The sequence below is a fragment of the Halocatena marina genome (assembly GCF_023276375.1).
Classification (GTDB): Archaea; Halobacteriota; Halobacteria; order Halobacteriales; family Haloarculaceae; genus Halocatena; species Halocatena marina.
Genome location: NZ_JALLPK010000001.1, coordinates 483,280 through 507,736, shown reverse-complemented (window position 1 = coordinate 507,736; position 24,457 = coordinate 483,280). Strand labels below are relative to the sequence as shown.

Below are 24,457 nucleotides of genomic sequence, written 5' to 3'. Positions count from 1 at the left end.
TCGTTCCATTGACGCAAACTGATTATTGAGGAACTTATGCATTCATCACCCGGCGAAGCATTTCCGGTGCGGCATCCAAGGTCTCGTCGAGATCCTCTGTCCGTGGTCCTCCCCCGTGGGCGAAGTTCGGTGAACCACCACCGCTGCCACCAACACGAGCCGCGAGTTCGTTGACGACAGCACCCGCATCAACACCCACATCTTCGGGGACAGCAACAGTGAACTGTGCGCCGTCCGTATCGCCTGCGACAACAGCGATCTGTCCGCTTTCGGCAAGGGCACTCGCCGTCGCACGGCGTTCATTGACATCAGTGTTGAGACGTTGTACGACAGCAGTAACGCCTCCGATATCGATTTCGTTTCCTGTTACACCACTTATCGCACGTGCTTTCGCGAGTTGGGATTCGAGATCTGCTATGCGTTTTCCTCGCTCTTTCCACTCGGTGAAGAACCGTTCTGCGGTTTCGGGAACAGAGATGGGTGTGACATCGAAGACTTCGGCCGCTCTGTGAAGAGAATCCTCAGTTTGCTGGCTCGCCGCAATAGCTGCCTCGCCCGCTGCGAAGGAGAGCCGCTCGACCCCATCTTGGACGCGCTTCGTCGAGAGGAGTCGAATCGCACCGATATCGCCACTACGCGTGACGTGGGTGCCACCACAGGCCTGAATATCATCTGTGATGTGGATCAGCCGAATACGTTCTCCCGGTGGGATCCCGCCTTGGTAGATGTCGAATCCGTAGTATTTTTCGGCCACGTGGCGATCAGACCACTCGACAGTCACTGGAACGTTCGCCATCACGAGCTTGTTAGCGTGCTGCTCGATTTTGGCCGCCTGTTCGCGGGTAATCCGTTCGTAGTGGCACAGATCGATGCGCGAGCGCTCGACTCCCTTCTGTGCACCGGCCTGCCTGATGTGCTCACCGAGCACCTTTCGGGCGGCGTGAGCCACAATATGTGTCGCAGTGTGGTGATGCATCAGACGCGAGCGCCGGGTAGCGTTAATGCAACCGCGAACGCGTTCACCAGTGGTCAAGCCCGCACTGGTTCGATGGATGATGACGCCATTCTCGATTCGTACGTTGTCGACTTCGACGGTGACATCCTCGGTGCTGAGCATTCCTGTATCCGATGGCTGTCCACCACCTTCAGGGTAGAACAGCGTCCGGTCGAGAATCACGTCGTAGCCATCGTCCTGTTCGAACGAGTCGAGAACGATGCCCTCGAACTCAGTTCGATCTTGATCGTCGTAGTAGAGCCGCTCGGTTTCAGACAGATTGGCGATTCGATCGGTGCTTGCCTGCTGTGACCCCTCACGGGCTGCCTCATCCTGACGCGCTGCCACGAGGCTATAGAAATTCCCCGGGACAGACACTTCTGCACCCGCTTTGCGGGCAATTTCTTCGACTGTGTCCGGCTGGATACCGTGAGAATCGTACAATTCGACGAGTTCGTCGGTCGGTATCGGCTCGTCGTGATCGGCATACTCCTCGGAGAGCTTGCGGACGCGTCGGCTGCCACGGTCGAGCATTGCGTGGTACTGTTCGACCTCTGTCTGGACGACAGTCCGGATCGTCTCACGATTCTCATAGCCCAGCCGCTCGGCTTGCATGTTAACGAGTTCGTGAAGCGATGTGTCGATGTCCACCGAATCGACGAGGCGCTTGGTTCGTCGGAGCACCATTCGGACGAGATAGCCCGTGCTGACGTTCGAAGGGATGATTTCGTCACCAAGCATATACGCGAGCGTTCGACAGTGATCCGCGATGGCGTATATTGTTTCGAGCGGTTCGAGTAAGGTTCGGAGTTCTTCGATATCGACGCCAACCGCTGCGGCGATCTCTTTGCGTGCGCCCTCGATGTCGCTCACTTTATCCGAGTCCATGTTCCCAGCGAGCGTCGCTGCGTGGGTGATGATCTCTTGTTGGCTTTCATTGTGAGAAATGCCAGCATCATCTTTGAGGAAGGCAATCGTTTCGGGATAGACTGCCTCGTAGACAGTCGGCGTTCCCTGACTGACCCACGTCCAGCGTTCGAGACCGTAGCCAGTGTCGACAACGTACGTATCCATCGGCGTATACGTGTTGCCGTCCTTGAGTTCATACTCGCCGTCACTGCTCTGTTCCATCGTCATGAAAACCAGGGTGGCAAGCTCCACCCCACGGTAGATGACCTCGAGTGCCGGACCAGCGTTGCCGCCACCGACCCACGGATCCTCGATGTAGATGACTTCAGTGAGATCGACGCCCAATGAATCGAGGAGTTCATCACAGTGTGCGACTGCTTGCTCTTTCCAGTAAACTTCTCCTTCGTATGCGCATTCTTGAGCGTCCTCACGTGCGTTGAACGCGTGATGGGCCATCATCTCGAAGGCCATTGTGTGTCGACCAGTCCTCCCAACGTCGTCAATATCTTGCATCCGAATGCACGGTTGAGAGATCACCAGCGGATTCCCCGGCGGTGGTGTCGTTCCATTCGTCACCAACGGTTGGAAGTCCATGATCGAAGCCTGTGTGAGAAGCACATCGTCGCGCCAGCGATTCGCTGCCACGGGGTACGGTTCAATGCGCTCGTGATCGTGGGATTCGAAAAATGAGAGGAACACCTCACGCATCTCGGACAGACTGTATTCCTCGTCGAATCCCGGATTGTGGATGAAACTGTACGTCTCACAGGGAGGTTCACCACACGTTTCACGGCTCGGATCACGTGTCCAAAAGTGATCTCCGCACGTCTGGCAGTTCGTTCTGGAAAACCCCTCCTCTTCGAAATAATCCAGACGGTATTCTGATTCAAGCGCACTCATGATACGCTTCTGAAGCACTATCCCTATATAGATGGATGCTCGTTCCCCCGTTCTGTTGTGGCCATCTGGATGTTATAGTGTGAATCCGACACCAATTGAAGGGTAAAAAATCTGATCCAGCATCGACGAACGCAGCCTCAAGAACGGACCGTCGTTTCCCTCGTTTACACGTCCGAACATCCAAATGGCACAGAGAGCGCACTCAGCGAAATGCCTTGAGACAGAGGAACGTCGGTCGTCTCATCACTTTTTCATATCTGACTGGCCTTTTCTCTTTGAATTCAGCCGTTGGCTGAGGCTCAGTGATTGTCTTTAACTGAAATCCGGCCTCGAGTATCGGATTGATAACCTCCGAAAGCGGACGCCAGTAGAACGGCATTTCGACTGGCGTCCCGAAACTCGACCACGTGTCTGTCTGCCGTTCTACCTCGAAGTAGTTCTCGATTTCTAACCGTCGGTAGTCGTCAATCGGGTGCTGGAGCGAACAGAGCAAAACACCATCCGGCTTCACGATGCGGGCAAACTCTGCGAACAGCTCTCTCCAATCCTCCACATAGTGAAGAACGAGCGCACTCACGATCACGTCGAATTCGTTATCTTCCGCAAATCCGAGTGGCTCATCGAGGTCGGCTCGACGAACGTGTGCTCGATTACCGACTCTTTCTCTCGCGTGATGGACCATCTCTTCGCTCGCATCGACAGCGAGAACGTCCGCCCCTCGATCGAGCAACCACTCTGAATACCGGCCACTCCCGCAGCCCGCGTCCAACACACGCTTTCCGTCCACGTTTGGCACGAGCGATGTCATCGCTGGAAAATCCAAGTCGGCGTTGTACGGTTTTTCATCGACGCGCGCTGCGTATTCTTCGGCTAACTCGTCGTATGCGTCCTGTGCTGTTGGTTCATCAGCAGAATCCATAGCGGCTCGAATCGAGCCCGTTCTGGCTTAACGATTTTCATCGGCAGCGCTGTACAGTGATATGTCACGAAAACCAGCCCAAAGCTTACTCAGAGAGTGTGCTTGCGATCGCTTCTGCGAAGTACGTGAAAATCAGATCTGCGCCAGCTCGCTTGATTGAAAGCAGTGATTCGTGAGCGACATCATCGAGATCGAGCCATCCCTTCTCGGCAGCCGCGTGAAGCATCGCATACTCGCCGCTGACGTTGTACGCTGCAACGGGATGATCGAACTCCTCACGCACCGCGCTGATGACATCGAGATAGGCGAGTGCGGGCTTGACCATCAGTACGTCTGCACCTTGTTCGGCGTCGATAGCGGCTTCGTGCAGTGCTTCGCGTGTGTTCGCAGGGTCCATCTGGTAGTGTCGTCGATCGCCGAACGCGGGTGCGCCGTCCGCTGCATCCCTGAACGGTCCGTAGAAGGCGCTCTCGTATTTCACCGCGTAGCTCATGATCGGAACGTCCTCGTACGCGTGCTCATCGAGTGCATCACGAATTGCACTAACCATCCCGTCCGTCATGCTGCTCGGCGCAACCATGTCCGCGCCCGATTCAGCGTGTGAGACGGCAATACGCGCCAATCGATCGAGTGTCGCGTCGTTATCGACGGTCAGCGTTGGTGATTCGCGCGCATCGTCTTCGAGAATACCGCAGTGGCCGTGATCGGTGTACTCACACATGCAGACGTCGGTGATGACGGCGGCATCGGTTTCTCGGGTGATGTCACGCGTAGCGCGCTGAACGACGCCGTTCTCGGCCCACGCGCGCGATCCGTTCTCATCCTTCGACTCTGGAATCCCAAACAGGATGATGGTCTCGACGCCCGTTTCGAGCACTTCTTCGACACGATTGACCGCTTCTCTGACGGGGACACGCTCGTGACCCGGCATCGACGGAATCGGTGCGCGCTCGTCGGTCGTCGCATCCACGAAAACAGGGGCAATGAGGTCGTTCGGTGATAAGCTCGTTTCGCTGACGAGATCCCGGAAATCGTCTCGTCGGAGGCGGCGGGGGCGCTGTCGAAGATCCATATCTACTGATTGTGATTCGCGGACAAAACCACTATCGTATCGCTGCTATCGAAACAACGAGCGGGCATACCTACATTACTACGTAGTCCACTCTAGCTGATATGACCGCCCATACTGCGACACGAATCGAACTCGCTCGGTTGCCGTCGGATCTCTCCGTAGAGACGACTGTCCACACGTACGAGGGTGACGAACCGGGACCGACACTCTACGTCCAGGCTGCCCAACACGGCCGTGAAGTAAATGGGAGTGAAGTGCTGCGGCGGTTCCACGAAGATCTGCCTTCGAATCTCCGCGGGACGGTGATCGCCATTCCAGTTGCGAACCCGATCACGTTCGATCGCGTCTCCTATACGACGCCGGGAAGCCTCGATTCGATGAATTCGAACATGAACCGTGTCTGGCCGGGAGACACCGACGGATCGCTCCACGAACGTATGGCTGCCCGCCTCTGGGAATACGCGGGAGAAGCAGACGCGATCGTCGATATACACACTGGGAGTCCCGACACGCTTACGCACGTCGTCTTCACGGAAGATCATCCACCATCACGTGAGCTCGCAAAAGCGTTCGGGACAGCGCTGTTGCTCGGAGAGCCAGCCGGAGCGAACGCTGATACGGAGTGGCACGAACGCCGCTTCGATGGCAAACTTCGCGTCGCTGCCGCCACCGGGGACATCCCAACGATCACTCCCGAACTCGCACACAACAAACAGCTCGTCGAATCAGCAATCGAGCGGGGACTTCAGGGGCTGTTCAACGTACTCCGCGAGCTGGATATGCTTGCGGAGGAACCGAAGCCGAACGGCGACAGTGTGCTCGCGCGTAACCATCTCGGGCGAGTAGAGGCCACCGATTCGGGGCTGTTTCACTACGATGGAAGGGCTGAATTGGGCGAGTACGTGGGCGCCAACACGCCGCTCGGTACCCTGTACGATCCGACGACCTACGAAACGCTTCAGAAAGTCGAGACCGACCGTGATGGGATCCTCTACTGGATCGCAAGAGAGGCAACGGTTGTTGCCGGCGACTCACTCGCAGGCGTGGCGCTACTCCGAGAGTAAATAGTAGAACAAAGATGAAAGAAAACCGAAGAAGTAGCGAGACGATTAGTCGTCGGCCGGAGCCGAGGACTGACTGGATCCGACGCTTGCGCTCGCAACGTCCGTCGTAACCGCTTCTGCGAGTAGTTCTGAGAGACCGACGACTTCGATCTCGTCCTCGAAGTCGCCTGTTTTTCGGCCGTCTTCGTACATTGTCATGCACATCGGGCAGGCGACAACGAACTTCTCGATCCCAGTACCAGCGTCGGTGTCCTCAAGTGCCTCACGCAGACGCTCCTCGCTTGGCTTCGTCTCCTCTTCGAGGTCCATCCAGAGCCCACCGCCACCGCCACCACAGCAGAACGAGTTGGCTCTGTTTCGCGGCATCTCGTGGAGATCGCACCCAGTCTCTCGGACGAGTGAGCGGGGAGCCTCGTACTCGTCGTTGAACCGTCCGAGATGACACGGATCGTGGTAGGTGACTGTGTAATCGAGTTCGTTACCCGTCAGTTCGAGATCCGGAACGATCGTCTGAACGACTTGCGTATAATGGTACACATCGATCTCACCGTCTTCGTTCCATCCGAATTCTGGGTATTCGTTTTTGAACGTGTTGTAGCTGTGTGGGTCGGTGCAGACGATGTTCTCGAACTCACAGTCCTCGAACTGTGCGATATTGTCCTCGACGAGCATCTCGTACAGCCCTTCTTCGCCGACGCGTCGGATGTCGTTGCCGTCGTTTTGCTCGTCATCGTAAAGAATTCCGTAGCTCACACCAGCGCGGTGGAACAGAGTTGCGATCGACTTTGCGACCTTCTGATTACGGTCGTCGTAGCTCGGGTAATCACCGACGTACCAGAGATATTCGACCGATTGATCGCGTGCGTCGGGAACCTCGAACGCGAGATCCTCAACCCAGTCCGGTCGTTTGCGCTCTGGATCGCCGAACGTGTTGCCGTTCTGGAACACGTTCATCATCGCCTCTTGGACTGTTTCGGTCATCTGCCCGGATTCGGTCAGCCGACGGTTCATCTCCGTGAACTGGGTCACGTGTTCGATATCGACCGGACAGGCGTCCATACAGGCCATACAGGCCATGCACGACTCCATCGTCTCGCTTGCGATGACACTGTTGCCTCCATCAGCGATGATCGGGACTTCGTCTGTGTTCCCGGAGTCAAGATCCTCGCGGTACTGTTTGAGGTCGAGAATGACATCACGCGGATCGAGCGGTCGACCAGCGGCCTTCGCAGGACAGACTGACGAACAGCGGCCGCACTTCGTACACGCGTCGTGATCGAGGAGCTGTTTCCACGAGAAGTCATCAATCGTGCTCGCTCCGATCTCATCGGGAGATGCATCGGCTGGAACGCCCGGCAATCGAACACCCGCCTTCTCATCGCGGGTGACGACGTTCCCGAAGCTCGAAACCATGTGGAACGGTTTCGCAAGCGGGATCGATGCGATGAAAACCAGCGCGAGCAGCGCGTGTGACCACCACATGGCCGGGTAGATCGCACGAGCCATCCCCGCCGTTACGCCGGCGATCTGGAACATATCAGCGATGAACCAGCCGACGAAGCTCACTGTCTCGAAATCCGGAAATCCAGCCCCGAGGATACGAACACCCTCGACGAGGTAGCCACCGACACCGAGTAAGAAGAGCATCCAAACGAGATACGCATCCTCAAAGCTCGTGTGGCGACCCCACAGACGCTCGTTGCGCGTGACGTACCGACGGTAGAGTGCGACACTGAGACCGACGACGAACAGCAGCCCCATCGCATCCATCACGAGCGAGTATGAGAGGTAGAAATCACCCACAAAGAACGATTGTTCCGTACCGAACGCTGCGGTTAGCTTTCGGTAGATATCCATGTCGATCGCAAGGATCGTCGTCCCAATGAGTAGCGTCAAAAACCCCCAGAGGATGAAGGCGTGCATCATGCCACCAACAAAATCACGATTGAACTGCTGTTCGTTCGAGCCGACGATCTTTGCGGCCCGAATAATGCGCTGTGGAAGTTGATCGAGACGTTCGAATGGATCCTCAGAACCCTCTGCGTACCGCGAAAATCGGTAGTACGCACCGAAGGAGAACACAAGAACCGTCAGTAGGGCAAGATAGTAGAACACAACCTCACCAACAGGTCCGATGAGCCAAAATGTCTCACGAGTGACTGTTTCGGCTTGTAGCGGGCGTATCATGGATTATCAGCATAGAAGGAGAAGGTTAAGTCTTACCAACAGACTATGCAGGGATTGAAGTTGTTTTCAGTGGGTGAGAACCCAGTGTGCTTATGAGCATCACAGATACCTCAGTTTTTATTGCTGTTTGACTGTTCGGTTCGCTTTGCAACGATCGACGCTGTTTGTCTGCTTGTCTTGAGACGATCGGTCGAGACAGCAGTTATCGCGGTCTGACGGCCATCTTATTTCGACGCACTGGTGTACCTCGTCGTGTTGGAGACTACGGGCACTTTTTCCGTAGCGGTTTCTTGATCTTGATACGTGTGATTCGTGAGGTAGCTCCAGTGTTCAGCATGTATTGAGATCTCTTACGTCGATGAATATTAGACGGCATGAGCGTATGGAATCTATATGACTCATATTCGACCCATCGAGGCCGATGAACTCTCGACATTCATCAGGACTGCAACAGAGCCAGAAAATGTAGATGACGTTCGACAGTACGTCGAAGACCTCATTTCGAAGGGTGCGATGCGACGCGAGTGGTGTTATCTCGCCGAGCGTAACGGTCACCCAGTTGGCCGTGCAGCATTTTGGACACTTCCAAAGCGTGATCAGCCAGTTGCCATCATTCTTCTTGACCTTCCTTGGCAGCGAACATCCGCGTTCGAAACCGGGACTGTGCTGCTCGATACGATGTTCGACACCGCACGTTCGCTCGGTACAAAACAACTCGAATACGTGCTCGATACCCCTGTCCAACAGCCACAGTGGCAGGCACATCCAGAATCACGCAGATCCCTCGTAGAACAGTGTGGATTCAGCCAGATCCGCGAGACCGTCCGGTTCGAATTCAAAGCAGAGGAGATGGAATACCCACCGTCTACAGATCACGAATTGACCTATCGATCACTTGAGGAAATAGGAGAAAACCCATTCAAAGACGCAATTCGACGAGTCTCAGTCGGGTCTCTCGATCAGCGAATACAAGAACAGCGAGAGACGGTCGGCCCAGCAGAAGACGCAATAGCGCACTTCGAGAGTCTCACGTCTCTTGTGTACGACCCATCGTGGTGGGAATTAGCGTGGACACCAGACGAGGAACTCGTCGGAGTGATCATGCCTACCAGAATTCCAGCAGGCGCTTCGATCGGATACATCGGTGTCGTTCCAGAGCTGCGTGGACAACAGTACGTCGATGCGTTGCTCACACGCGGGACAAGGACCATCCTAAAGACGGGGGCAGATCGAATCATGGCAGATGCTGACACACACAACACACCAATGATAGCTGCATTTGAACGCGTCCAGTATGACCAGTTCGCAAATCGTCGAGAATACTGCATACAAATAGACGAGCAGATGAACAGAGCCGATCCCTCGATTGCTTGAGCGACCACGGTGACGCGGTTTCGAGTCGTTACGTACTCTTTCAGATCGGATGGAGGTAGTACATGCTTGAATCATTGAAATCGCCGGGGACAGATTCATATATTCGTATCCTGTGTTCATAGTCCTGATGAACGAAAAAACAGAAGAACTCCGGGATATCTTCTTGGAGGTAACGGAAGATGACACGATTACAGAGAAACAAGAAGAGTCGCGGGGCTCCCTCACAGAAGATGAGCGGGAGATCAAGGGGAAACTCCGTGCCATCATCGAACAGATGCGCGAGCAGCTGACGTTCGAGACAGATCTCTCTGTCGACGAGTACGAAACGATAGTGCGTGGATTCTACGAGGACGAAGAGGATACTGCTCTCTCTGATCGGCTCGACATTGATCAAAAAAGGGTCGTTCTGGCCCGTCATGATCTTCATCTCATCCGCGAGCGTGAAACAGACGTTTCGTTCGCTCCCGAGGCGTTCCGGCGACTGCTCGTCGAGGAGCGGACGGACAGCGAGATTGCGGATGCACTCGACGTCCCCGAGTCGTCGGTCCGGGAATACCACCGTATCGTCGAGACGCAGGACGAGATCCGCCGCGTCAACAGCCGGTACTCGGATGAGTTCGAGGAGTTGCTCACCGATGCCGACCTCGAAGAGCACACCGAAGACGTAACAGAAGACGGCCTCGACGAGGCGACAGAAGGGATGGAAACAGACGTTTCACTCTAAGTTATCGTTCACTCATTCTCCCTTCATTTTTACCATTGTTCTGATGTGTGAACGACCGAACATTCAAATGCCAGCACGCAGCCACGCGAACGCGTGTATGCGTTCACTGACATTGCGTTGGCAGCGTACTGCCCCCGTAAACTGTACTATCGGTGGCACGAAGATGAGTACGATCCGCCGAAGCGTGACGAACGGTTCGAACTTGCGTTTCGCTACCCGGAGCTGCTCGATCCGGATCGACGCTTACAGACCGAACCGATTGCCGTTACGCCAGTAACCTACCGATGCAATCTCGGTCGGGCGCGGGCGCGCATCGATGCGTTCGATTCGCTCTGCGAGCCGTCGTCGCGCGAAACGTTCCTCACCGGCCGGCAGGCGCGAGGGATCGCCCACAAAGTTCTCGAAGATCCACTCGCACCGTCGATCGTTTCCGTCGGTGAGCCACCCGAAACAGGTGTGTGGGGTCCGCAAAACGTGCGAGCGGTCGCAGCTGCGAAGGCACTTGCGTGGGAGCGTGAGACACCTGTCGATCGAGCGTTCATCGAGTACTCGACACACGGTGTGGTCCGCGAGATAGAACTCACCGCGCGGCGCGTGGGACAGTATCGTCGCGCGCTGCGGACAGCAGCAAGCGTCGATGGACCGCCATCACGGACGCGCAACACGAGCAAGTGTGAATCTTGTGAATACCGTCCACAGTGTGGAGTACGGACGCGTTCGCTGCGTTCACTCCTCGGTTAGCCACGCCTCGATTTCGTTTGCGAGGGCTCCTCGTCGATGGATGGTGTCCGTAGAAACATCGACAACTGTGCTCTCGCTTCCCGGTGTTTCCCCGTCGTCGAGAATAGCGTCGACAGCGTCTCGGAAATCGGGTGCGATCTCCTCAACGCGACGGGCGCTCCCAGCACCACTCCGGTTGGCACTCGTGGCCGTGAGCGGAGCGACGCGTTCGAGCAGATCGAGTGCAATCGGGTGATCTGGGATCCGGACACCAACGCGCTCACGCCCGCCCGTGAGAACGTCCGGTACGCCAGCCCCCGACCGCCGTTCGAGCACGACCGTGATCGGTCCCGGAAGAAACGCTCTCATGAAGGCGCGCTCGCGGTCGGTCGGTCGTGTGTACTCATCGACTGTTTCGATGTCAGGAACAGCGAACGAAATCGGGTTGTCTCGGGAGCGTCCCTTCAGCTCGAACACACGATTGATCGATTCTGGGTTCAATGCGTCGGCCGCGAGTCCATACACAGTCTCTGTGGGATAGATAACGCATCCACCATCTTCTTTGATCGCTGTCGCAGCTTGTTCTACGGTCACAGTTCTTCGATAGCTGCTTCGATTGCCTTGTAGTCAGGGAACTTGGGCCAAGCGCCAGCAACCCACGCGTGATTGATGCTGCCATCGCTGTCGATGAGAGAAACGGCTGGCCGTGGATCCGCAATACCAGCCATCCCATGATCAAGTTCGTTGTGGCGACGGACAACGCGCTCACAGAAATGACACGTCTGTAGTCGATGGAGTGTGATTGGTGGACTGATCATGCCGCCGATTTCGACCGAAAGCAGCCTAAGTTCTTCGCCTCCATGACAACGTTTAATCTGACTGAGTGAGAAGAATGGACGGGAATGGGCCATAGTTCTTCAGCTGTGCATGCATTATCCGTCGCGTTGGGGAATGCCACACCGACCGAAGTACAAATAGACCTCCTTGGACTGTTTACTCTCGATAAGGGCGCGACCGCTGGTCTCGGTCTTGTCGTCATCTTTATTCTACTCGGACTGTCTGGGTTTTTCTCCTCGTCGGAAATCGCCATGTTCTCGATTGCTTCCCATCGTGTCGAAGCACTTTCTCAGGAACGACGGTCCGGGGAGACGTTACAAAAGCTCAAATCAGACCCGCACCGATTGCTCGTGACAATCCTTGTCGGTAACAACCTCGTCAATATTGCGATGTCTTCGATCGCAACCGGGCTGCTCTCGCTCTATTTCTCGGGTGGAATGGCGGTCGCTGTCGCCACGTTCGGAATCACTGCCCTCGTTCTCCTGTTCGGTGAAAGCTCTCCGAAATCATACGCGATCGAGAATACAGAATCGTGGGCACTGCGCGTTTCAAGACCGCTGAAGCTCGCAGAGTACGTTTTGCTCCCGCTTGTCGTCATGTTCGACTTCCTCACCCGGCAGGTGAATCGCGTGACTGGTGGTCGATCGGCCATCGAAACGTCCTACGTCACTCGTCAGGAGATTCAGGATATGATCGAGACGGGCGAACGAGAGGGCGTTCTTGCCGAGGAAGAACGCAATATACTCCAACGCACACTCAGATTCAACGACACCATTGCAAAGGAGGTCATGACCCCGCGACTCGATATGACGGCACTCAGTAAAGAGTCCAGCATCGAGGAAGGAATAGAAAAATGCATTCAGAGTGGTCATGCGCGGTTACCCGTTTACGACGGTGAACTCGACAACGTCATCGGCGTCGTTCACATTCGTGATCTCGTTCGTGATCTCAACTACGGGGAGTCGGATGCTCTCGATCTAGACGATCTCATCCAGCCAGTTCTTCACGTTCCGGAGTCGAAAAACGTCGACGAACTCCTGCGCGAAATGCGCGAGAATCGGATGCATATGGTTGTCGTCATTGACGAGTTCGGCACGACAGAAGGACTCATCACGATGGAAGATGTGGTCGAGGAGATCGTCGGTGAGATCCTCGAAGGAGGCGAGGAAGAACCAGTCGAATTCATCGATGAGAACACCGTTCTCGTTCGAGGAGAAGTGAACATCGACGTCGTGAACGACGCTCTCGGCATTGATCTCCCTGAAGGCGAGGAGTTCGAGACGATTGCAGGATTCATTTTCAACCGTGCCGGTCGTCTCGTCGAGCCAGGAGAAGAGATCGAGTACGACGGAATCACGATTCAAGTCGAACAGGTAGACAACACCCGCATCATGAAGGCACGGATCATCCACGATCCCCCGTTGAACGACGAAAACCACGTCGTGGAGACCAACCACGAAGAGACTCATTCATAAGGACGGTCGTTGGTGGCTGCTGTTCGGTTCACCGATGCGAAACTGATGCTCACTCATTTCTGTGATAGAATGGGACAGTATGCACGGGATTAGTCGGTTCGTTGAGCGAAAAGTTTCGGCCTCGAAATCTTGATGCGTCAGGAGACGGTAGCGCCCCCAATGAGTGAGCGGGTTACGGAGCAGGGGTCAGTCCGTGTCGTTGGGACGGCCCACGTCTCCGAGAAGAGTGTTGAAGAAGTCGAGGCGGTCGTCGCTGAGGAGCGTCCAGACGTTGTTGCGGTTGAACTCGACGAAGGACGCTACCGTCAGATCAAGGGTGAACACCCTGACGATCTCGATGCAGGTGATCTCCTCCGCGGGAATACTGTCTACCAGTTCCTTGCGTACTGGATGCTCTCGTACATCCAGTCCCGGCTCGGAGATCAGTTCGATATCGAGCCCGGTGCGGACATGATGGCCGCCATCGATGCTGCAGAAGAGTCCGGAATCGACGTTGCGCTCGTCGACCGAGACATACAGGTTACCATCCAACGCTTTTGGACTCGTCTCTCGGTCATCGAGAAGCTTAGATTAGTTGGTGGTCTCGCGCTTGATCTCGTTGGTGCGTTGCTACTTGGTCTTTCAATCGGTCTATTCGTCGGTACGTTCATCACAGTCATCGCAGAGGGAATCGCTGGACCGTTCGTTCTCACTGATTCCGGAATGGGATTCATCGGCGTCGTCATCGATGTTGTCATCGTCTCGCTTGCCGGTGGGACAACGCTGGGACTCGGACTCGGGCTTCTATTCTCCCTGTTACACAATCCACAGGAGATCGATGAGACAGAGGTGTTTGACATAGACGAACTGACCGACGGAGATGTCGTAACCGCGATGATGGAAGAGTTCCGTCGATTCTCCCCGGGTGGTGCTGAGGCGCTCATCGACGAGCGAGACGCCTACATCGCGCACAAACTCGTCTCGCTCCGCGAGTCGGGAAAGCATGTTGTCGCGGTCGTTGGTGCAGGCCATCAAGCAGGAATTGAGCAGTATCTCACGGCACCGGAGACACTCCCACCGATGGAATCGATCGCTGGACGACAGACCGGCTCGCGGTTCTCATTGTATAAAATGGTCGGCTATCTCATCATGCTTGGCTTTCTCTCGTTTTTCGCCCTCATTGCGATGGCCGGCGTTCGGAACACGTTTCTCCTCAAGCTCTTCGGTGCGTGGTTCCTTTTCAACGGCATCTGCACGTTCACGCTCTCGCGGTTGAGTGGCGCACACTGGACGAGCGCTACTGTCGGTGGCGCAGTCGCGTGGTTAACATCGGTCAATCCGTTGCTCGCACCAGGCTGGTTTTCGGGCTACGTCGAACTGCGCTATACGACGGTAAACGTCACGGACATCGCAAAGCTCAACGAGATTCTAAGTGACGAAGAGAGTCCACTCGGTGACCTCTTCGCCCGAATGAAACAGGTGCCACTGTTCAAACTCATTCTCGTCGTTGCGATGACGAACCTCGGGAGTACGATCGGATCTGCGGCATTCGTCGCGACAGTCCCGTACGTCATTGGCGACGTGGAGGTCGTTAAGCTGATGCTCAAAGGAGCACGAAGAAGTATTGACATCATCATGGGGGGACTCCTGTGACGTATCAGCGACATTCGGATGGTATCGAGTTCAGCGAGCGTGAGATTCGGGATCTCGGTGCGGCGTGGCTCGCGCTTGGCATCGCGTTCACGTTCTTTTTCCGGCGCGATCTTGCGTCCGATCTGCTTGCTGGCATCTTCTCGGTCGAGACGGCCATCGTAACACTCGCATTGAGCATGGGGACCGTCGGAATCGGGTTCTTGCTGCACGAACTCGCACACAAGGTCGTCGCAATACAGTTCGGTCGGATCGCAGAATTTCGGGCCGATTACACGATGCTCGCGGTTGCGATCGGTGCAGGTCTCGTCGGATTCCTGTTCGCGGCGCCCGGCGCAGTCTATCACGCTGGACGAGAGATCACACCGCGCCAGAACGGCCTCATCGCTGTTGCTGGCCCACTGACAAACCTCGCACTCGCCGCCGTCTTCTTCCCGCTCGTCCTGTTTTCGCCCGATGGAATCCTCCAACAAGCCGGCCAACTCGGTGTCTCCGTCAATCTCTTGCTCGCGGGATTTAACATGATTCCCTTCGGCCCGCTCGACGGTCGGAAGGTGCTCAGCTGGAGCATTATCGTCTTCAGCGTCGTCTTTCTCGTCTCCGTCGGACTCGCTATCTGGGCAGCGCTGTTCGTCGGCTTCGGATACTGATATCGATTTGAAGGCGGCAGATCTTGGAACAGGCTATTCACCACGATTCGATACAGTGTTTATATCGTCGTATAATGACAATTAATTGTGGGAAATGGAATTGTATTTATTTCTATGTATTTAGATCGAAGTTATCTTTAAGTGATGAGTTGTATCCGGGATATGCGTGTTGTTGTTACCGGTGCTAGCGGGTTCATTGGCGGGCACGTCCTTCGATTGCTGACGTCGTCAGGACACGATGTTGTCGCGTTTGATATTGCAGCATTAGGACCAGTTGCTCTGAGCGTAAAGGACAGAGTGCGAATCATTCGAGGAGACGTCACCGATCCGGTGGCCGTGTACAATGCAATTGGTTCCACCAACCCGGATTGCATTATTCACTTGGCCTCGTTGTTGGTTCCTGATTCCCGATCGAATCCGCGAAAGGCGTTCGACGTGAACGTGGGTGGGACGATCAACGTTCTCGAAGCAGCACAGTCCCTCGATGTCGACCGAGTCGTTGCTGGCTCATCGGTCAACGTATATGGGAACGGTCCACCAGACGCCGAACGTATTACTGAAACGACCGTCCGGCGACCAAACAGCACCTATGCGATGACCAAATATGCCATCGAATGGCTCGGTACTACCTTCGACACCGAGTTTGCCGCCTTAGAATCTGTACACGGCTTCGGTCCGGACCGACTCCGAGGGAACTCCTACGATGTAGCAGTGGTGAAGGCAGCGGTTAGTGGGATCGCTCTGGAGGTGCCCCAGACGGGGATTCGGGACGAGTTTCTGTACGCAGAAGATAGTGCTCGAGCATTCGTGTCTGCCGTAACTAACGATGATCTTTCGTACGACCGTTACCTGGTCGGAACCGATCAACATGCAACGCTCGAAGAAATCGTCGATCTGGTCTCGAAAACCGTTCCCGATACAGACATTCAGCTTCAAGAAAAAAGCGCAGACACGACGTGGGCTGGCGATAGGAACAGTCATCCACCAACAGACTCGACACGGATTCGAACCGATTTGGGCTGGGAACCACGGTATTCCCTGCAGGAAATGGTCGAATCGTACGTCGAATGGTTAACGAACAATCCGAATGAATGGGCATTCTCGGAAGAAGACATACCTTGGAAATGACAAGGACGGAAATAGTATCTAGTCCCAGCCGTTATCCGAGAGGATTGTCGGCGCTCTTCAGACGAGTGCAGTGATCGACAACATCGAAATCGTCGTCGAAGCTGTAGAGATACTCGATCCCTTCGCGTTCCATATACGCGATGAGGGTTGCATCGCCGAAAGCAAGCCCTTCGTAGGTCTCGAACAGCTCTACAGCACGATGAAAGTCCTTTTGTGCGGCGTGAACGAGTTCGAATCCTGCTGACTCAGCGAGTCGGCGGCGGAGATCGACAGCGATATCGTGTCGTTGTCGTTCATTGAGCCAGTTCAACGTCTCTGACAGGATGTAGTTCGTTACCCGACCGATCGGGAGTGTTCCAGTGTCGATACTCCGAACGATCGCCTCTGCTCGGTCGTGACGCTCACCAGCGCCAGTATTCTTGTAGTCGATGAGAATGGTAGTATCAACGACTGCGACCGCCATTACCTGTCCTCCGGGAACTCAGGCTCGTAGCCAGCGAGATCGTAGGTGTCGCTATCACCACCGAGATCTGCTTTCAAGCTATCGTCTGCAAACGCCTCATAGCGCTGCCGGACGACCCTGACGGTCAACTCCCCCTCGTCGGTGACGTCCCACCGGAGTTTGTCTCCCCCATCAATATCGAGCCGTCGACGGATACCTGCTGGGATCGTTACCATCCCTTTGTCATTTACCTTCGTCTCCCCCGCATCGTTCGTCGACATATTCGAGAATAGATCGCCTTGCAGTATACATGTTACGCCACATGTACCAGTGTTTCACTCCGCTGACGAACGGTCTTCACGCTGCTCCCGGTGAGTAATGGTGAAATGCTCGAACAGTTCGAGTCCCATCGAGAGGGGCGCTCATCTGCTTTCACAGATCCACAATGGATTCAACGCAACCACGAATTAGCTGTCTCTCCGTTCCGAACAACCGCAGTGTTTTTGCGACCGCTGCCCTCTCACTCAGTTATATGACCGACGAGGAGCGGATGACGTACGCTGGGGCAGGCGTCGATATTTCGGACAGTGAGGCGGCAACGGCTGCGCTGGTCGGTGCAGTGGAGGACCTCAATACCGAGGGTGATTACGCTGGCGTCATCGATATCGGCGACCGGTATCTCGCGCTTGCGACCGACGGTGTCGGGACGAAGCTCCTCGTGGCAGAGGCGCTTGACGATTACTCCACGGTCGGTATCGACTGCATAGCGATGAACGCAAATGATCTCGCCGCAGTAGGTATCGACCCGGTCGCGTTCGTGGATTATCTCGCGATCGACGAGCCGGACGACGAGACCGCAGCACAGATTGGTCAGGGGCTTGCTGCAGGAGCAGCAGAGGCAGGCTGTGCGCTCGTCGGCGGTGAAACGGCGGTGATGCCCGAAGTCGTCAGTGGTCTCGATCTTGCTGGGACGTGTGCCGGTCTCGCGCCGAAAGATGGGGTCTTTCCAGGTGAAGCCGAGCCGGGCGACGCAATCGTCGGATTTCCATCGAACGGAATTCACTCGAATGGACTGACACTCGCCCGGAAGGCAGCACTGGAACGCCACGAGTACGAGGACCCGTTCCCACGTGATGAATCGACAGCAGAAGCGAAATCGGAACCACGGACGATCGGGTCGGTGTTACTCGAACCAACGCGGATCTACACCTACCTCCTCGATTCACTGTGCGAACTCGATACACACGCTGCAGCACACGTTACCGGTGGTGGCTGGACGAACCTCGTGCGCATGGGCGCGTTTCACTACGACATTACCGATCCATTCGATGCACAGCCAGTCTTCGAGTTCGTACAGGACGAGGGCAACGTCACGAGCGAGGAGATGCACCGAACGTTCAACATGGGAACGGGCTTTGTCGCCGCGCTTTCGCCTGAAGACGCCGAACAACTCTGTGATAACACTGATGGACGGATCATCGGCCACGTCGAATCAGATCAGGAAGAGACTGGCCGCGTAACAATACGAGGACTAACGTTGCAATAATCAGGAGATGTGTGTGGCCACGTCCGCTTCGGTGATGATTCCGACCATCTCGCCGCTATCGATAACAATGATAGCGTCGTGGTGATTTAGGTGGGTATCGACCTCACTGAGCGTGGCATCGGGCGTTACCGTCGTGATTGACTCGCGCATGACGTCGGCGATCGGGAGTTCAGCGGGTGAGGCGTCTTCATTCATGCGCCGGATATCACTGTTGCTAATGATGCCGACAGGATAGCCGTCCCGAATAACCGGGAGCTGTGAGTAGCCTTCCCGACTCATACGGTCGATCGAGTCACCGACATTGTCGTCCGGAGCGACCCCAATAACGGGACTGTGCATGATGTCTTCGGCACGACGGAGTGCTCCTCCTGCCTCGTTGAGCGCGGTGACAATGCGCCGGAGCGTCGATAGCCGTGGGTCGACATCACCACCCTCGATGCGTGCAATGAGTGGCTGAGAAACATCAGCCATGTCTGCCAGTTCGCTCTGTGTGAGTTCGAGTTCGTGCCGGTTCTCGCGAAGATCCTCCGGCGTCGGAAGTTCCATACGCGAGATAACCGGTGGTTATACAAAAATGTTATCGGTGCGTGGGTCGCCGTTACTCTGTTTCGGAATCAGATTCGGTTTTGACCGCGTGAACCACCTTGAGCGGGACGTTCCGGAGTGCACCACCAATCTCACTTTTTGCGACGCGCTGTGCGTGCTGTTTGCTATCAACATTGAAAACATCCATTTCGAGGATCAGACCGACGAGAGCGGTGTCAGCGGCGATGTACGCCGAGTCGAACGGTTCGCTACAGACCGGACATTCCGTGGCACCGATTTCGACTTCTACGTAGTCCATATCGGTCTGGTTCAGGCGCTTTCCAGCCTCACTCACTGCGACACCGATTGCGTCATCAATACTCTCGACATCCCGGACGAGCCACGCTGCCTCAACAGCGACGAGATAGTTGCTCATGACGTACCTTCGGATTCGATCATATCGGTCTTTGTGGTTCGTCGATCGGTCTGATTGGCTACATAGATCGGTCCGATTGAATGCGCACGTCACACCGATAGCGCCGATAAGTTATTTGGATTACTCCTCTCTCCCTCGTGGTTCATCCACTGTGAATACCGCCGATCGTCAGCAACGTCTGCTTCACAGATTGTTCGGCGGGCTATCGAGAAAATCGCACGACTGCAGCCGGATTGACCGAAAGTCCGTGGCGTAATAGTTATATATCCACTATGGATTCCCGGTCTGTACGGACATGCTCGCACGGTTACGATCAATAGTCCTGTTCGCACTGTACCAAGTAATCCTCGTCACCGGTCTCCTGTTGTTGCCGGTCGGCGTTCTTGCCCGGCAGGTGGGGCTTCCGTTCCCATTCCACCGGGCAATCCGGTGGTGTGACGACGCTCACAACCATGCCCGAAGCAGGTGTTGAGTGTTCGAAGGGGTGCTTTTATCAGCGCACGCCGGCTACCCGGTAGTAATGCGCGAAACACAGCTCTCGCAAGGACTGGGACACGGCTCAATACACGATAGGCGTGATTATGAACCTCCGATCTACGAGCCAGAGCTTGGCTCGCTTCCGGACGTTTCGGATGCAGATGTCGAGAAGGTGAACCAGACTGGAACGACTACCATCGGCATCACGGCAACCGACGGAATCGTTATCGCAACGGACATGCGCGCTAGTCTCGGCGGTCGGTTCGTCTCGAATAAGAACGTCCAGAAAGTCGAGCAGATCCACCCGAAGGCAGCGATGACGCTCGTCGGAAGCGTCGGTGGTGCTCAGTCGTTCATTCGGAACATCCGCGCCGAGGTCAACCTCTACGAAGTGCGCCGCGACGAAGAGATGTCGATGCGCGCGCTTTCGACCATTGCGGGCAACTACGCCCGTGGTGGACCGTTTTTCGCCATCAATCCGATCCTCGGTGGGCTCGACGACGAAGGATCACACGTCTACTCTATCGATCCCGCGGGTGGTGTTATGGAAGATGACTACACGGTCACCGGATCTGGGCTGACGGTCGCGTACGGAACCCTCGAACGAGAATACAGCGATGATCTCTCGATCGAAGAAGCAAAAAGCGTCGCCGCAAGTGGTGTCAAAGCCGCTGTCGAGCGTGATACAGGCTCGGGCAACGGTGTCTTCCTCGCTGAAGTTACCGAGGAAGGAGTGTCAATCCAAGGTCACAAAGACTTCGGGGACGTACTCTGAAGCCAGCACCGTCCGATTCGATTTTATCGTTACATTAACTCGCTTTTCTACTCTTTTCTGCATCCAGAGTTGGTGAGTGTCCTTCAGTAGTCTTCGGTGATCGGCATGATCGCGCGCACTGCTTTCTCCTGAATGGATACGTTCTCACCTTCGATGAGGGTAATGAGCTGATCAACAGCGGGCATCGCTGCTTCGGGCGAATGTTCGGCGATCGCCGCAATCGCGGTGACTGCACTCTTCTGAATAACTGGCGTCTCGTCTCCGAGGAGAGGAACGAGATGATCGACAGCGGGAATCACTGCACGTGGTGCGTCTTTCGTGATCTCCGTGATCGTTCGAACCGTCAGTTCTCGGATGTTTGGATCACTGGCATCGAGATGGGTAATCAGCGCATCGATAGCAGGTCGCGTGTACTCAGAGTCACCCTTTGCAATCGTTGCGATCGTGCGCGCTGCTTTCTCCCGAACGCGTTCGTCCTCGTCATCAAGGAGTAGTGCGAGAGATTTGACAGCAGTGTCGCCATCTTTTGGCGATGAGAGAGCAAGCGCTCCAATCGCCTCGGCAGCGTGCTTTCGGACATACGGAGTCTCGGCAGCGAGACAGGCAACAAGCGCATCGATGGCGGGAGCCGCTGCTTCCGGTGCGTGCTCGGCAACTCGTGCAATCACGTATGCTGCTGTCTTCTGTACTGCTACGTCACCCATAGTGAGAAACGGAATAAGAGGCTCGGCAGCTGATACCGCCGCCTTCGGCGATCCTTTCGCGATCCACCCGATTCCGATCACCGCACCGTGCTGAATGAACGCATTGTCATCATCGAGAAGAGAAATAAAGGCCTCCACGGCAGGAATCGCCGACGCTGGCGAGCCGTGCGCGATCAGTACGGTCGCCTGTACCGCCAGTTCCTTAATGTACGGATCATCGCTTTCGAAGAGCGGTACGAGTCCGTGAATAGCAGTTGCAGCAACAAACGGTTCGTCCTCGGCGATCACTGTAACTGCAGTTACTGCAAGCTTCGCACCGAGTGTCTCATCGTCGAGAAGCTCACAGAGCGAATCGACGGCAGGAATCATATCCTCAGGGGGTGCTTCAATCATCGCCGCGATTGCAGCCACTGCCCTCTTTTGATCAGCCAATTCATTGGCACTGAAACGAGGAAGGAACGAATCGACAGGAGGAGCCATGCCCGTTGGTGAATAGAGTGCGACTGACACAATCGTGCGAATCGCGGACTTCTGGACGGCTACGTCATCAGTATCGAGGAGCGGGAGTAGCGAACCGACAACGGGAATCACCGCCTCTGGGACAGCTCTGGCGACCTCCGAGGCCGCGTACAACGAGTTTTCCTGAACATAGGGCTTATCTGAATCGAAGAATTTTGCGAGAGAGTCGACAGCAGGAACAACCGTCTCCGGGGAGACAGAAGCAATCTCTGCAATCGAGCGTACCGCTTTCTCTTGGAGGTAGACATCATCGACAGAAAGACAACGCATCAGCGGATCGGTCGCAGACACCGCTGCGTCCGGAAAGTTCTTAGCGACATCGGTGATTGCACACGCCGCGTTCTTCCGGACAGCCGATTCGTTTGCATCGAGGCACAACGAGAGGGCATCGACGACAGGGACCACGTCTTCAGGTGAGTTCTTGGCAACTGCCGCGATCGCGCGCACCGCTTTCTTTCGGACGAGACCGTCATCACTGTCGAGAAGCGATCCGAGTGCAGTAACGGCTGGTGCTGCGTCCTTCGGGCGGGCAATGGCAACCTCCATGAGTGCACACACCGCTTTCTTTCGGACGAGACCGTCATCGCTGTCGAGAAGCGATCCGAGCGCAGTAACGGCTGGTGCCGCATCCTTCGGGGAAGTAGTAGCAATCGCAGCCATTGCACGCACTGCTCTCTCTCGAACGTGTTCATCCTCGTCATCGAGAAGCGGAACGAGGCCATCGGCAACAGAAACGACATCTTCGGGGGACTCTTCGGCAATTTCGGTGATTGCACGCACTGCTAGCTTCTTGATGTTCGGCTCGTCGGCGTCGAGAAAGGGCACGAGTGGATCGACAGCAGGGACTGCTGTCTTCGGAGAGGCAGCCGCAACCACGGCGATCGCAGCGATTACGTACTTTCGAACCAGTGGTCGATCAGAATCGAGGAAGAGGAGAAGCGGATCGATGGCAGGAACAGCCGCTTCCGGCACTTCCGTTGCGATCTCGACAATCGCACGCACCGCTAGCTTTCGGCCAATCGACTCGTCTGTGTTGAGAAGCGTCGTGACAGCATCGACAGCAGGCACCGCTGGTTTCGTCGAGTTCTGAGCAATTGCTGCGATCGTTTGTGCAGTCTGCTCTCGAACGAATGACTCATCGGGGTCAAGCGGAGAAAAGAGCGACTCGATAATGGGAATTACCGCTTCTGGAGTACTCTCTGCGATCGATATGATTGCGCGTACTGCGTTTTTCTGAACACTCGGATCATCGGCATCAAGAAGAAGCAGAAGCGAATCGAGAGCGGGTGCTACATCTTCGGGGGAGTGCTCAGCAATCTCCGCAAGCGCGTGTGCCGCTGCGTTTTGGACGATTGGTTCGGACGAAGTGAGCACTGACGCGAACGAACTCACGGCTGGTATCACGTCTTCAGGGGAATGCTCGACGATCTCAGCGAGTGCGCACGCTGATACCTTTCTACTATATTGATTATTAGACGTAAGAAGAGAGCCAAGTTCGTCGACGGCAGGCACCGCCGCACCCGGGGCGAACAGTGTGATCCGTGCGATGATTTCTAGTGCAGTCTTTCGGGCATATGTGTTCTCGGTTTCGAGCAACGGGATGAGGGCATCGACAGCGGGTACCGCTGCATCCGGAGCGGTTTCAGTTAATAATGTCAACGCGCGCTCTGCTCGCAATCGGATTGTTCTCACATCGTCACCAAGAAGCGTCGTAAGCGCTCGAATGGTAGGGACTGCGTCGCTCGGAGAAATTTCGATGATTGCTGTGATCGTGTTGACGACGGTCTGTCGGATGTCCGATTCTTCAGCCGAGAGAAGCGGGATGAGGGCATCGATAGCCGGGACGATAGCACCCGGCGAATTCATCGCAATCGTCTCGATTGCGTACACTGCCGCGCGCCTGACGGACAGTAATTCGTCGCCGAGGAGAGCGGTAAGTTCGGACGTATACTCGATGAATGAATCCGTGATTAACGAGTTGGTTTCATCAGCATCATCAAAGAGAACAATGACGGTCTGGGCGACGTGGCGACGAATGTCTGTATTCGGTGCAGTAAGCTGCACGAAGAGTGTGCCAACGTGTTCGATTAAGACATCACGTCGGTCTTTGGCGGCGAATTGACGCAAGCGATCAGCCACGATGAAATGTGCATCGTCGGAGTCGGTCCTGTCGTGATTAAAGACGGACTTCTCGGTCGCTCTGTCGAATTCAACAGCTCGTTCGTCAGCCTCTGCATCAAATACAGCGTCAATTTGGGGGATCTCAGTGTGGGTCGTATCATCCTGATCAGTATAGATCTGGTTGAGGAAAGCATCAAATTCACCGGAGGAGTTTCCCGGATCCATACTATCTACTATTAGAGATGTGTAATAATCGTTTGGGATATGATACGGCGATGAGTTGCTCGTATATTGTGGGACTGGGTAACGGTATCAACCTCAGATGAAGTT

22 protein-coding genes are annotated in these 24,457 nt (G+C 55.4%); 10 read left to right on the top strand and 12 right to left on the bottom strand.

All coding sequences use genetic code 11. The features are described 5' to 3' along the window. Window positions 1–34 precede the first annotated feature (34 nt). From alaS to hemB, 3 genes are all read right to left on the bottom strand, one after another. Entirely contained in the window at window positions 35–2,803 is a 2,769-nt protein-coding gene (alaS, locus tag MW898_RS02495; RefSeq protein WP_248904261.1) for an alanine--tRNA ligase, read from the bottom strand. A 202-nt stretch (window positions 2,804–3,005) separates the two neighbouring features. Beyond that, complete coding sequence (locus MW898_RS02490; RefSeq protein WP_248904260.1) at window positions 3,006–3,722, bottom strand: class I SAM-dependent methyltransferase; 717 nt, start codon at window positions 3,720–3,722, stop codon at window positions 3,006–3,008. 85 nt (window positions 3,723–3,807) lie between these two features. Then, on the bottom strand, window positions 3,808–4,794 hold the full coding sequence (hemB, locus tag MW898_RS02485; protein WP_248904259.1) for a porphobilinogen synthase: 987 nt from the start codon (window positions 4,792–4,794) through the stop codon (window positions 3,808–3,810). Window positions 4,795–4,895: 101 nt separating this feature from the next. Here hemB and MW898_RS02480 point away from each other — a divergent pair, with 101 nt between their 5' ends. Next, window positions 4,896–5,858: a succinylglutamate desuccinylase/aspartoacylase family protein gene (locus tag MW898_RS02480; protein WP_248904258.1), complete on the top strand. Its 963-nt coding sequence runs from the start codon at window positions 4,896–4,898 to the stop codon at window positions 5,856–5,858. 45 nt (window positions 5,859–5,903) lie between these two features. Here MW898_RS02480 and MW898_RS02475 read toward each other — a convergent pair whose 3' ends face one another. Beyond that, a complete protein-coding gene (locus tag MW898_RS02475) occupies window positions 5,904–8,045 on the bottom strand; it encodes a heterodisulfide reductase-related iron-sulfur binding cluster (protein WP_248904257.1) in 2,142 nt (713 codons plus the stop codon). A gap of 393 nt (window positions 8,046–8,438) precedes the next feature. Between MW898_RS02475 and MW898_RS02470 the strand changes: the two genes are divergently transcribed. The 3 genes from MW898_RS02470 to MW898_RS02460 all read left to right on the top strand — a co-directional run bounded on the left by MW898_RS02470 (window position 8,439) and on the right by MW898_RS02460 (window position 10,884). Beyond that, window positions 8,439–9,419: a GNAT family N-acetyltransferase gene (locus tag MW898_RS02470; protein WP_248904256.1), complete on the top strand. Its 981-nt coding sequence runs from the start codon at window positions 8,439–8,441 to the stop codon at window positions 9,417–9,419. Window positions 9,420–9,546: 127 nt separating this feature from the next. Further along, the gene (locus MW898_RS02465) at window positions 9,547–10,143 is read left to right on the top strand and encodes a hypothetical protein (protein ID WP_248904255.1); all 597 of its coding nucleotides are present in this window, start codon (window positions 9,547–9,549) and stop codon (window positions 10,141–10,143) included. Window positions 10,144–10,236: 93 nt separating this feature from the next. Continuing rightward, the gene (locus tag MW898_RS02460; RefSeq protein ID WP_248904253.1) at window positions 10,237–10,884 is read left to right on the top strand and encodes a CRISPR-associated protein Cas4; all 648 of its coding nucleotides are present in this window, start codon (window positions 10,237–10,239) and stop codon (window positions 10,882–10,884) included. Here MW898_RS02460 and MW898_RS02455 read toward each other — a convergent pair. After that, on the bottom strand, window positions 10,870–11,457 hold the full coding sequence (locus MW898_RS02455; protein ID WP_248904251.1) for an L-threonylcarbamoyladenylate synthase: 588 nt from the start codon (window positions 11,455–11,457) through the stop codon (window positions 10,870–10,872). The genes MW898_RS02460 and MW898_RS02455 overlap by 15 nt on opposite strands. Continuing rightward, the gene (locus MW898_RS02450) at window positions 11,454–11,681 is read right to left on the bottom strand and encodes a hypothetical protein (protein WP_248904249.1); all 228 of its coding nucleotides are present in this window, start codon (window positions 11,679–11,681) and stop codon (window positions 11,454–11,456) included. The genes MW898_RS02455 and MW898_RS02450 overlap by 4 nt, the downstream gene beginning before the upstream one ends. Window positions 11,682–11,852: 171 nt before the next feature. Here MW898_RS02450 and MW898_RS02445 point away from each other — a divergent pair, with 171 nt between their 5' ends. The 4 genes from MW898_RS02445 to MW898_RS02430 all read left to right on the top strand — a co-directional run bounded on the left by MW898_RS02445 (window position 11,853) and on the right by MW898_RS02430 (window position 16,582). Next, the gene (locus MW898_RS02445; protein ID WP_277999820.1) at window positions 11,853–13,175 is read left to right on the top strand and encodes a hemolysin family protein; all 1,323 of its coding nucleotides are present in this window, start codon (window positions 11,853–11,855) and stop codon (window positions 13,173–13,175) included. 159 nt (window positions 13,176–13,334) lie between these two features. Continuing rightward, window positions 13,335–14,807: a TraB/GumN family protein gene (locus MW898_RS02440; RefSeq protein WP_248904248.1), complete on the top strand. Its 1,473-nt coding sequence runs from the start codon at window positions 13,335–13,337 to the stop codon at window positions 14,805–14,807. Beyond that, window positions 14,804–15,454, top strand: coding sequence for a zinc metalloprotease (locus tag MW898_RS02435; RefSeq protein WP_248904247.1), 651 nt, complete (start codon window positions 14,804–14,806; stop codon window positions 15,452–15,454). The genes MW898_RS02440 and MW898_RS02435 overlap by 4 nt, the downstream gene beginning before the upstream one ends. Before the next feature lie 162 nt (window positions 15,455–15,616). Then, window positions 15,617–16,582, top strand: coding sequence for an NAD-dependent epimerase/dehydratase family protein (locus MW898_RS02430; protein ID WP_248904246.1), 966 nt, complete (start codon window positions 15,617–15,619; stop codon window positions 16,580–16,582). 31 nt (window positions 16,583–16,613) lie between these two features. On the opposite strand, the gene MW898_RS02425 is transcribed toward MW898_RS02430, so the two are convergent. Next, complete coding sequence (locus MW898_RS02425) at window positions 16,614–17,045, bottom strand: type II toxin-antitoxin system VapC family toxin (RefSeq protein WP_248904242.1); 432 nt, start codon at window positions 17,043–17,045, stop codon at window positions 16,614–16,616. Beyond that, complete coding sequence (locus tag MW898_RS02420; RefSeq protein WP_248904240.1) at window positions 17,045–17,305, bottom strand: AbrB/MazE/SpoVT family DNA-binding domain-containing protein; 261 nt, start codon at window positions 17,303–17,305, stop codon at window positions 17,045–17,047. Before MW898_RS02420 ends, MW898_RS02425 begins: the two co-directional genes overlap by 1 nt. A 251-nt stretch (window positions 17,306–17,556) precedes the next feature. On the opposite strand from MW898_RS02420, the gene purM reads away from it, so the two are divergent. Continuing rightward, entirely contained in the window at window positions 17,557–18,570 is a 1,014-nt protein-coding gene (gene purM, locus MW898_RS02415; RefSeq protein WP_248909688.1) for a phosphoribosylformylglycinamidine cyclo-ligase, read from the top strand. Here purM and MW898_RS02410 read toward each other — a convergent pair whose 3' ends face one another. The 3 genes from MW898_RS02410 to MW898_RS02400 form a co-directional block, all read right to left on the bottom strand. Then, a complete protein-coding gene (locus MW898_RS02410) occupies window positions 18,571–19,116 on the bottom strand; it encodes a CBS domain-containing protein (protein WP_248904238.1) in 546 nt (181 codons plus the stop codon). 52 nt (window positions 19,117–19,168) lie between these two features. Continuing rightward, window positions 19,169–19,531: a DUF555 domain-containing protein gene (locus MW898_RS02405; RefSeq protein WP_248904236.1), complete on the bottom strand. Its 363-nt coding sequence runs from the start codon at window positions 19,529–19,531 to the stop codon at window positions 19,169–19,171. A 313-nt stretch (window positions 19,532–19,844) separates the two neighbouring features. Further along, complete coding sequence (locus MW898_RS02400) at window positions 19,845–19,985, bottom strand: hypothetical protein (protein WP_248904234.1); 141 nt, start codon at window positions 19,983–19,985, stop codon at window positions 19,845–19,847. Between the two features lie 66 nt (window positions 19,986–20,051). Between MW898_RS02400 and psmB the strand changes: the two genes are divergently transcribed. Beyond that, window positions 20,052–20,783, top strand: a complete 732-nt coding sequence (gene psmB / locus MW898_RS02395; RefSeq protein WP_248904233.1) for an archaeal proteasome endopeptidase complex subunit beta — start codon at window positions 20,052–20,054, stop codon at window positions 20,781–20,783. An 83-nt stretch (window positions 20,784–20,866) separates the two neighbouring features. On the opposite strand, the gene MW898_RS02390 is transcribed toward psmB, so the two are convergent. Then, window positions 20,867–24,352 (bottom strand): HEAT repeat domain-containing protein, encoded by a 3,486-nt coding sequence (locus MW898_RS02390; protein ID WP_248904231.1) that lies wholly within the window; start codon window positions 24,350–24,352, stop codon window positions 20,867–20,869. Between the last annotated feature and the right edge of the window lie 105 nt (window positions 24,353–24,457).

Coding starts and splice junctions, on each gene's coding strand:
- hemB (WP_248904259.1), bottom strand. CDS start 4,794: ATGGATCTTCGACAGCGCCCCCGCCGCCTCCGACGAGACGATTTCCGG.
- MW898_RS02410 (WP_248904238.1), bottom strand. CDS start 19,116: ATGGAACTTCCGACGCCGGAGGATCTTCGCGAGAACCGGCACGAACTC.
- psmB (WP_248904233.1), top strand. CDS start 20,052: ATGCGCGAAACACAGCTCTCGCAAGGACTGGGACACGGCTCAATACAC.
- alaS (WP_248904261.1), bottom strand. CDS start 2,803: ATGAGTGCGCTTGAATCAGAATACCGTCTGGATTATTTCGAAGAGGAG.
- MW898_RS02420 (WP_248904240.1), bottom strand. CDS start 17,305: ATGTCGACGAACGATGCGGGGGAGACGAAGGTAAATGACAAAGGGATG.
- MW898_RS02400 (WP_248904234.1), bottom strand. CDS start 19,985: ATGGTTGTGAGCGTCGTCACACCACCGGATTGCCCGGTGGAATGGGAA.
- MW898_RS02425 (WP_248904242.1), bottom strand. CDS start 17,045: ATGGCGGTCGCAGTCGTTGATACTACCATTCTCATCGACTACAAGAAT.
- MW898_RS02450 (WP_248904249.1), bottom strand. CDS start 11,681: ATGATCAGTCCACCAATCACACTCCATCGACTACAGACGTGTCATTTC.
- MW898_RS02490 (WP_248904260.1), bottom strand. CDS start 3,722: ATGGATTCTGCTGATGAACCAACAGCACAGGACGCATACGACGAGTTA.
- MW898_RS02465 (WP_248904255.1), top strand. CDS start 9,547: ATGAACGAAAAAACAGAAGAACTCCGGGATATCTTCTTGGAGGTAACG.
- MW898_RS02430 (WP_248904246.1), top strand. CDS start 15,617: ATGCGTGTTGTTGTTACCGGTGCTAGCGGGTTCATTGGCGGGCACGTC.
- MW898_RS02480 (WP_248904258.1), top strand. CDS start 4,896: ATGACCGCCCATACTGCGACACGAATCGAACTCGCTCGGTTGCCGTCG.
- MW898_RS02475 (WP_248904257.1), bottom strand. CDS start 8,045: ATGATACGCCCGCTACAAGCCGAAACAGTCACTCGTGAGACATTTTGG.
- MW898_RS02440 (WP_248904248.1), top strand. CDS start 13,335: ATGAGTGAGCGGGTTACGGAGCAGGGGTCAGTCCGTGTCGTTGGGACG.
- MW898_RS02470 (WP_248904256.1), top strand. CDS start 8,439: ATGACTCATATTCGACCCATCGAGGCCGATGAACTCTCGACATTCATC.
- MW898_RS02405 (WP_248904236.1), bottom strand. CDS start 19,531: ATGAGCAACTATCTCGTCGCTGTTGAGGCAGCGTGGCTCGTCCGGGAT.
- MW898_RS02390 (WP_248904231.1), bottom strand. CDS start 24,352: ATGGATCCGGGAAACTCCTCCGGTGAATTTGATGCTTTCCTCAACCAG.
- purM (WP_248909688.1), top strand. CDS start 17,557: ATGACCGACGAGGAGCGGATGACGTACGCTGGGGCAGGCGTCGATATT.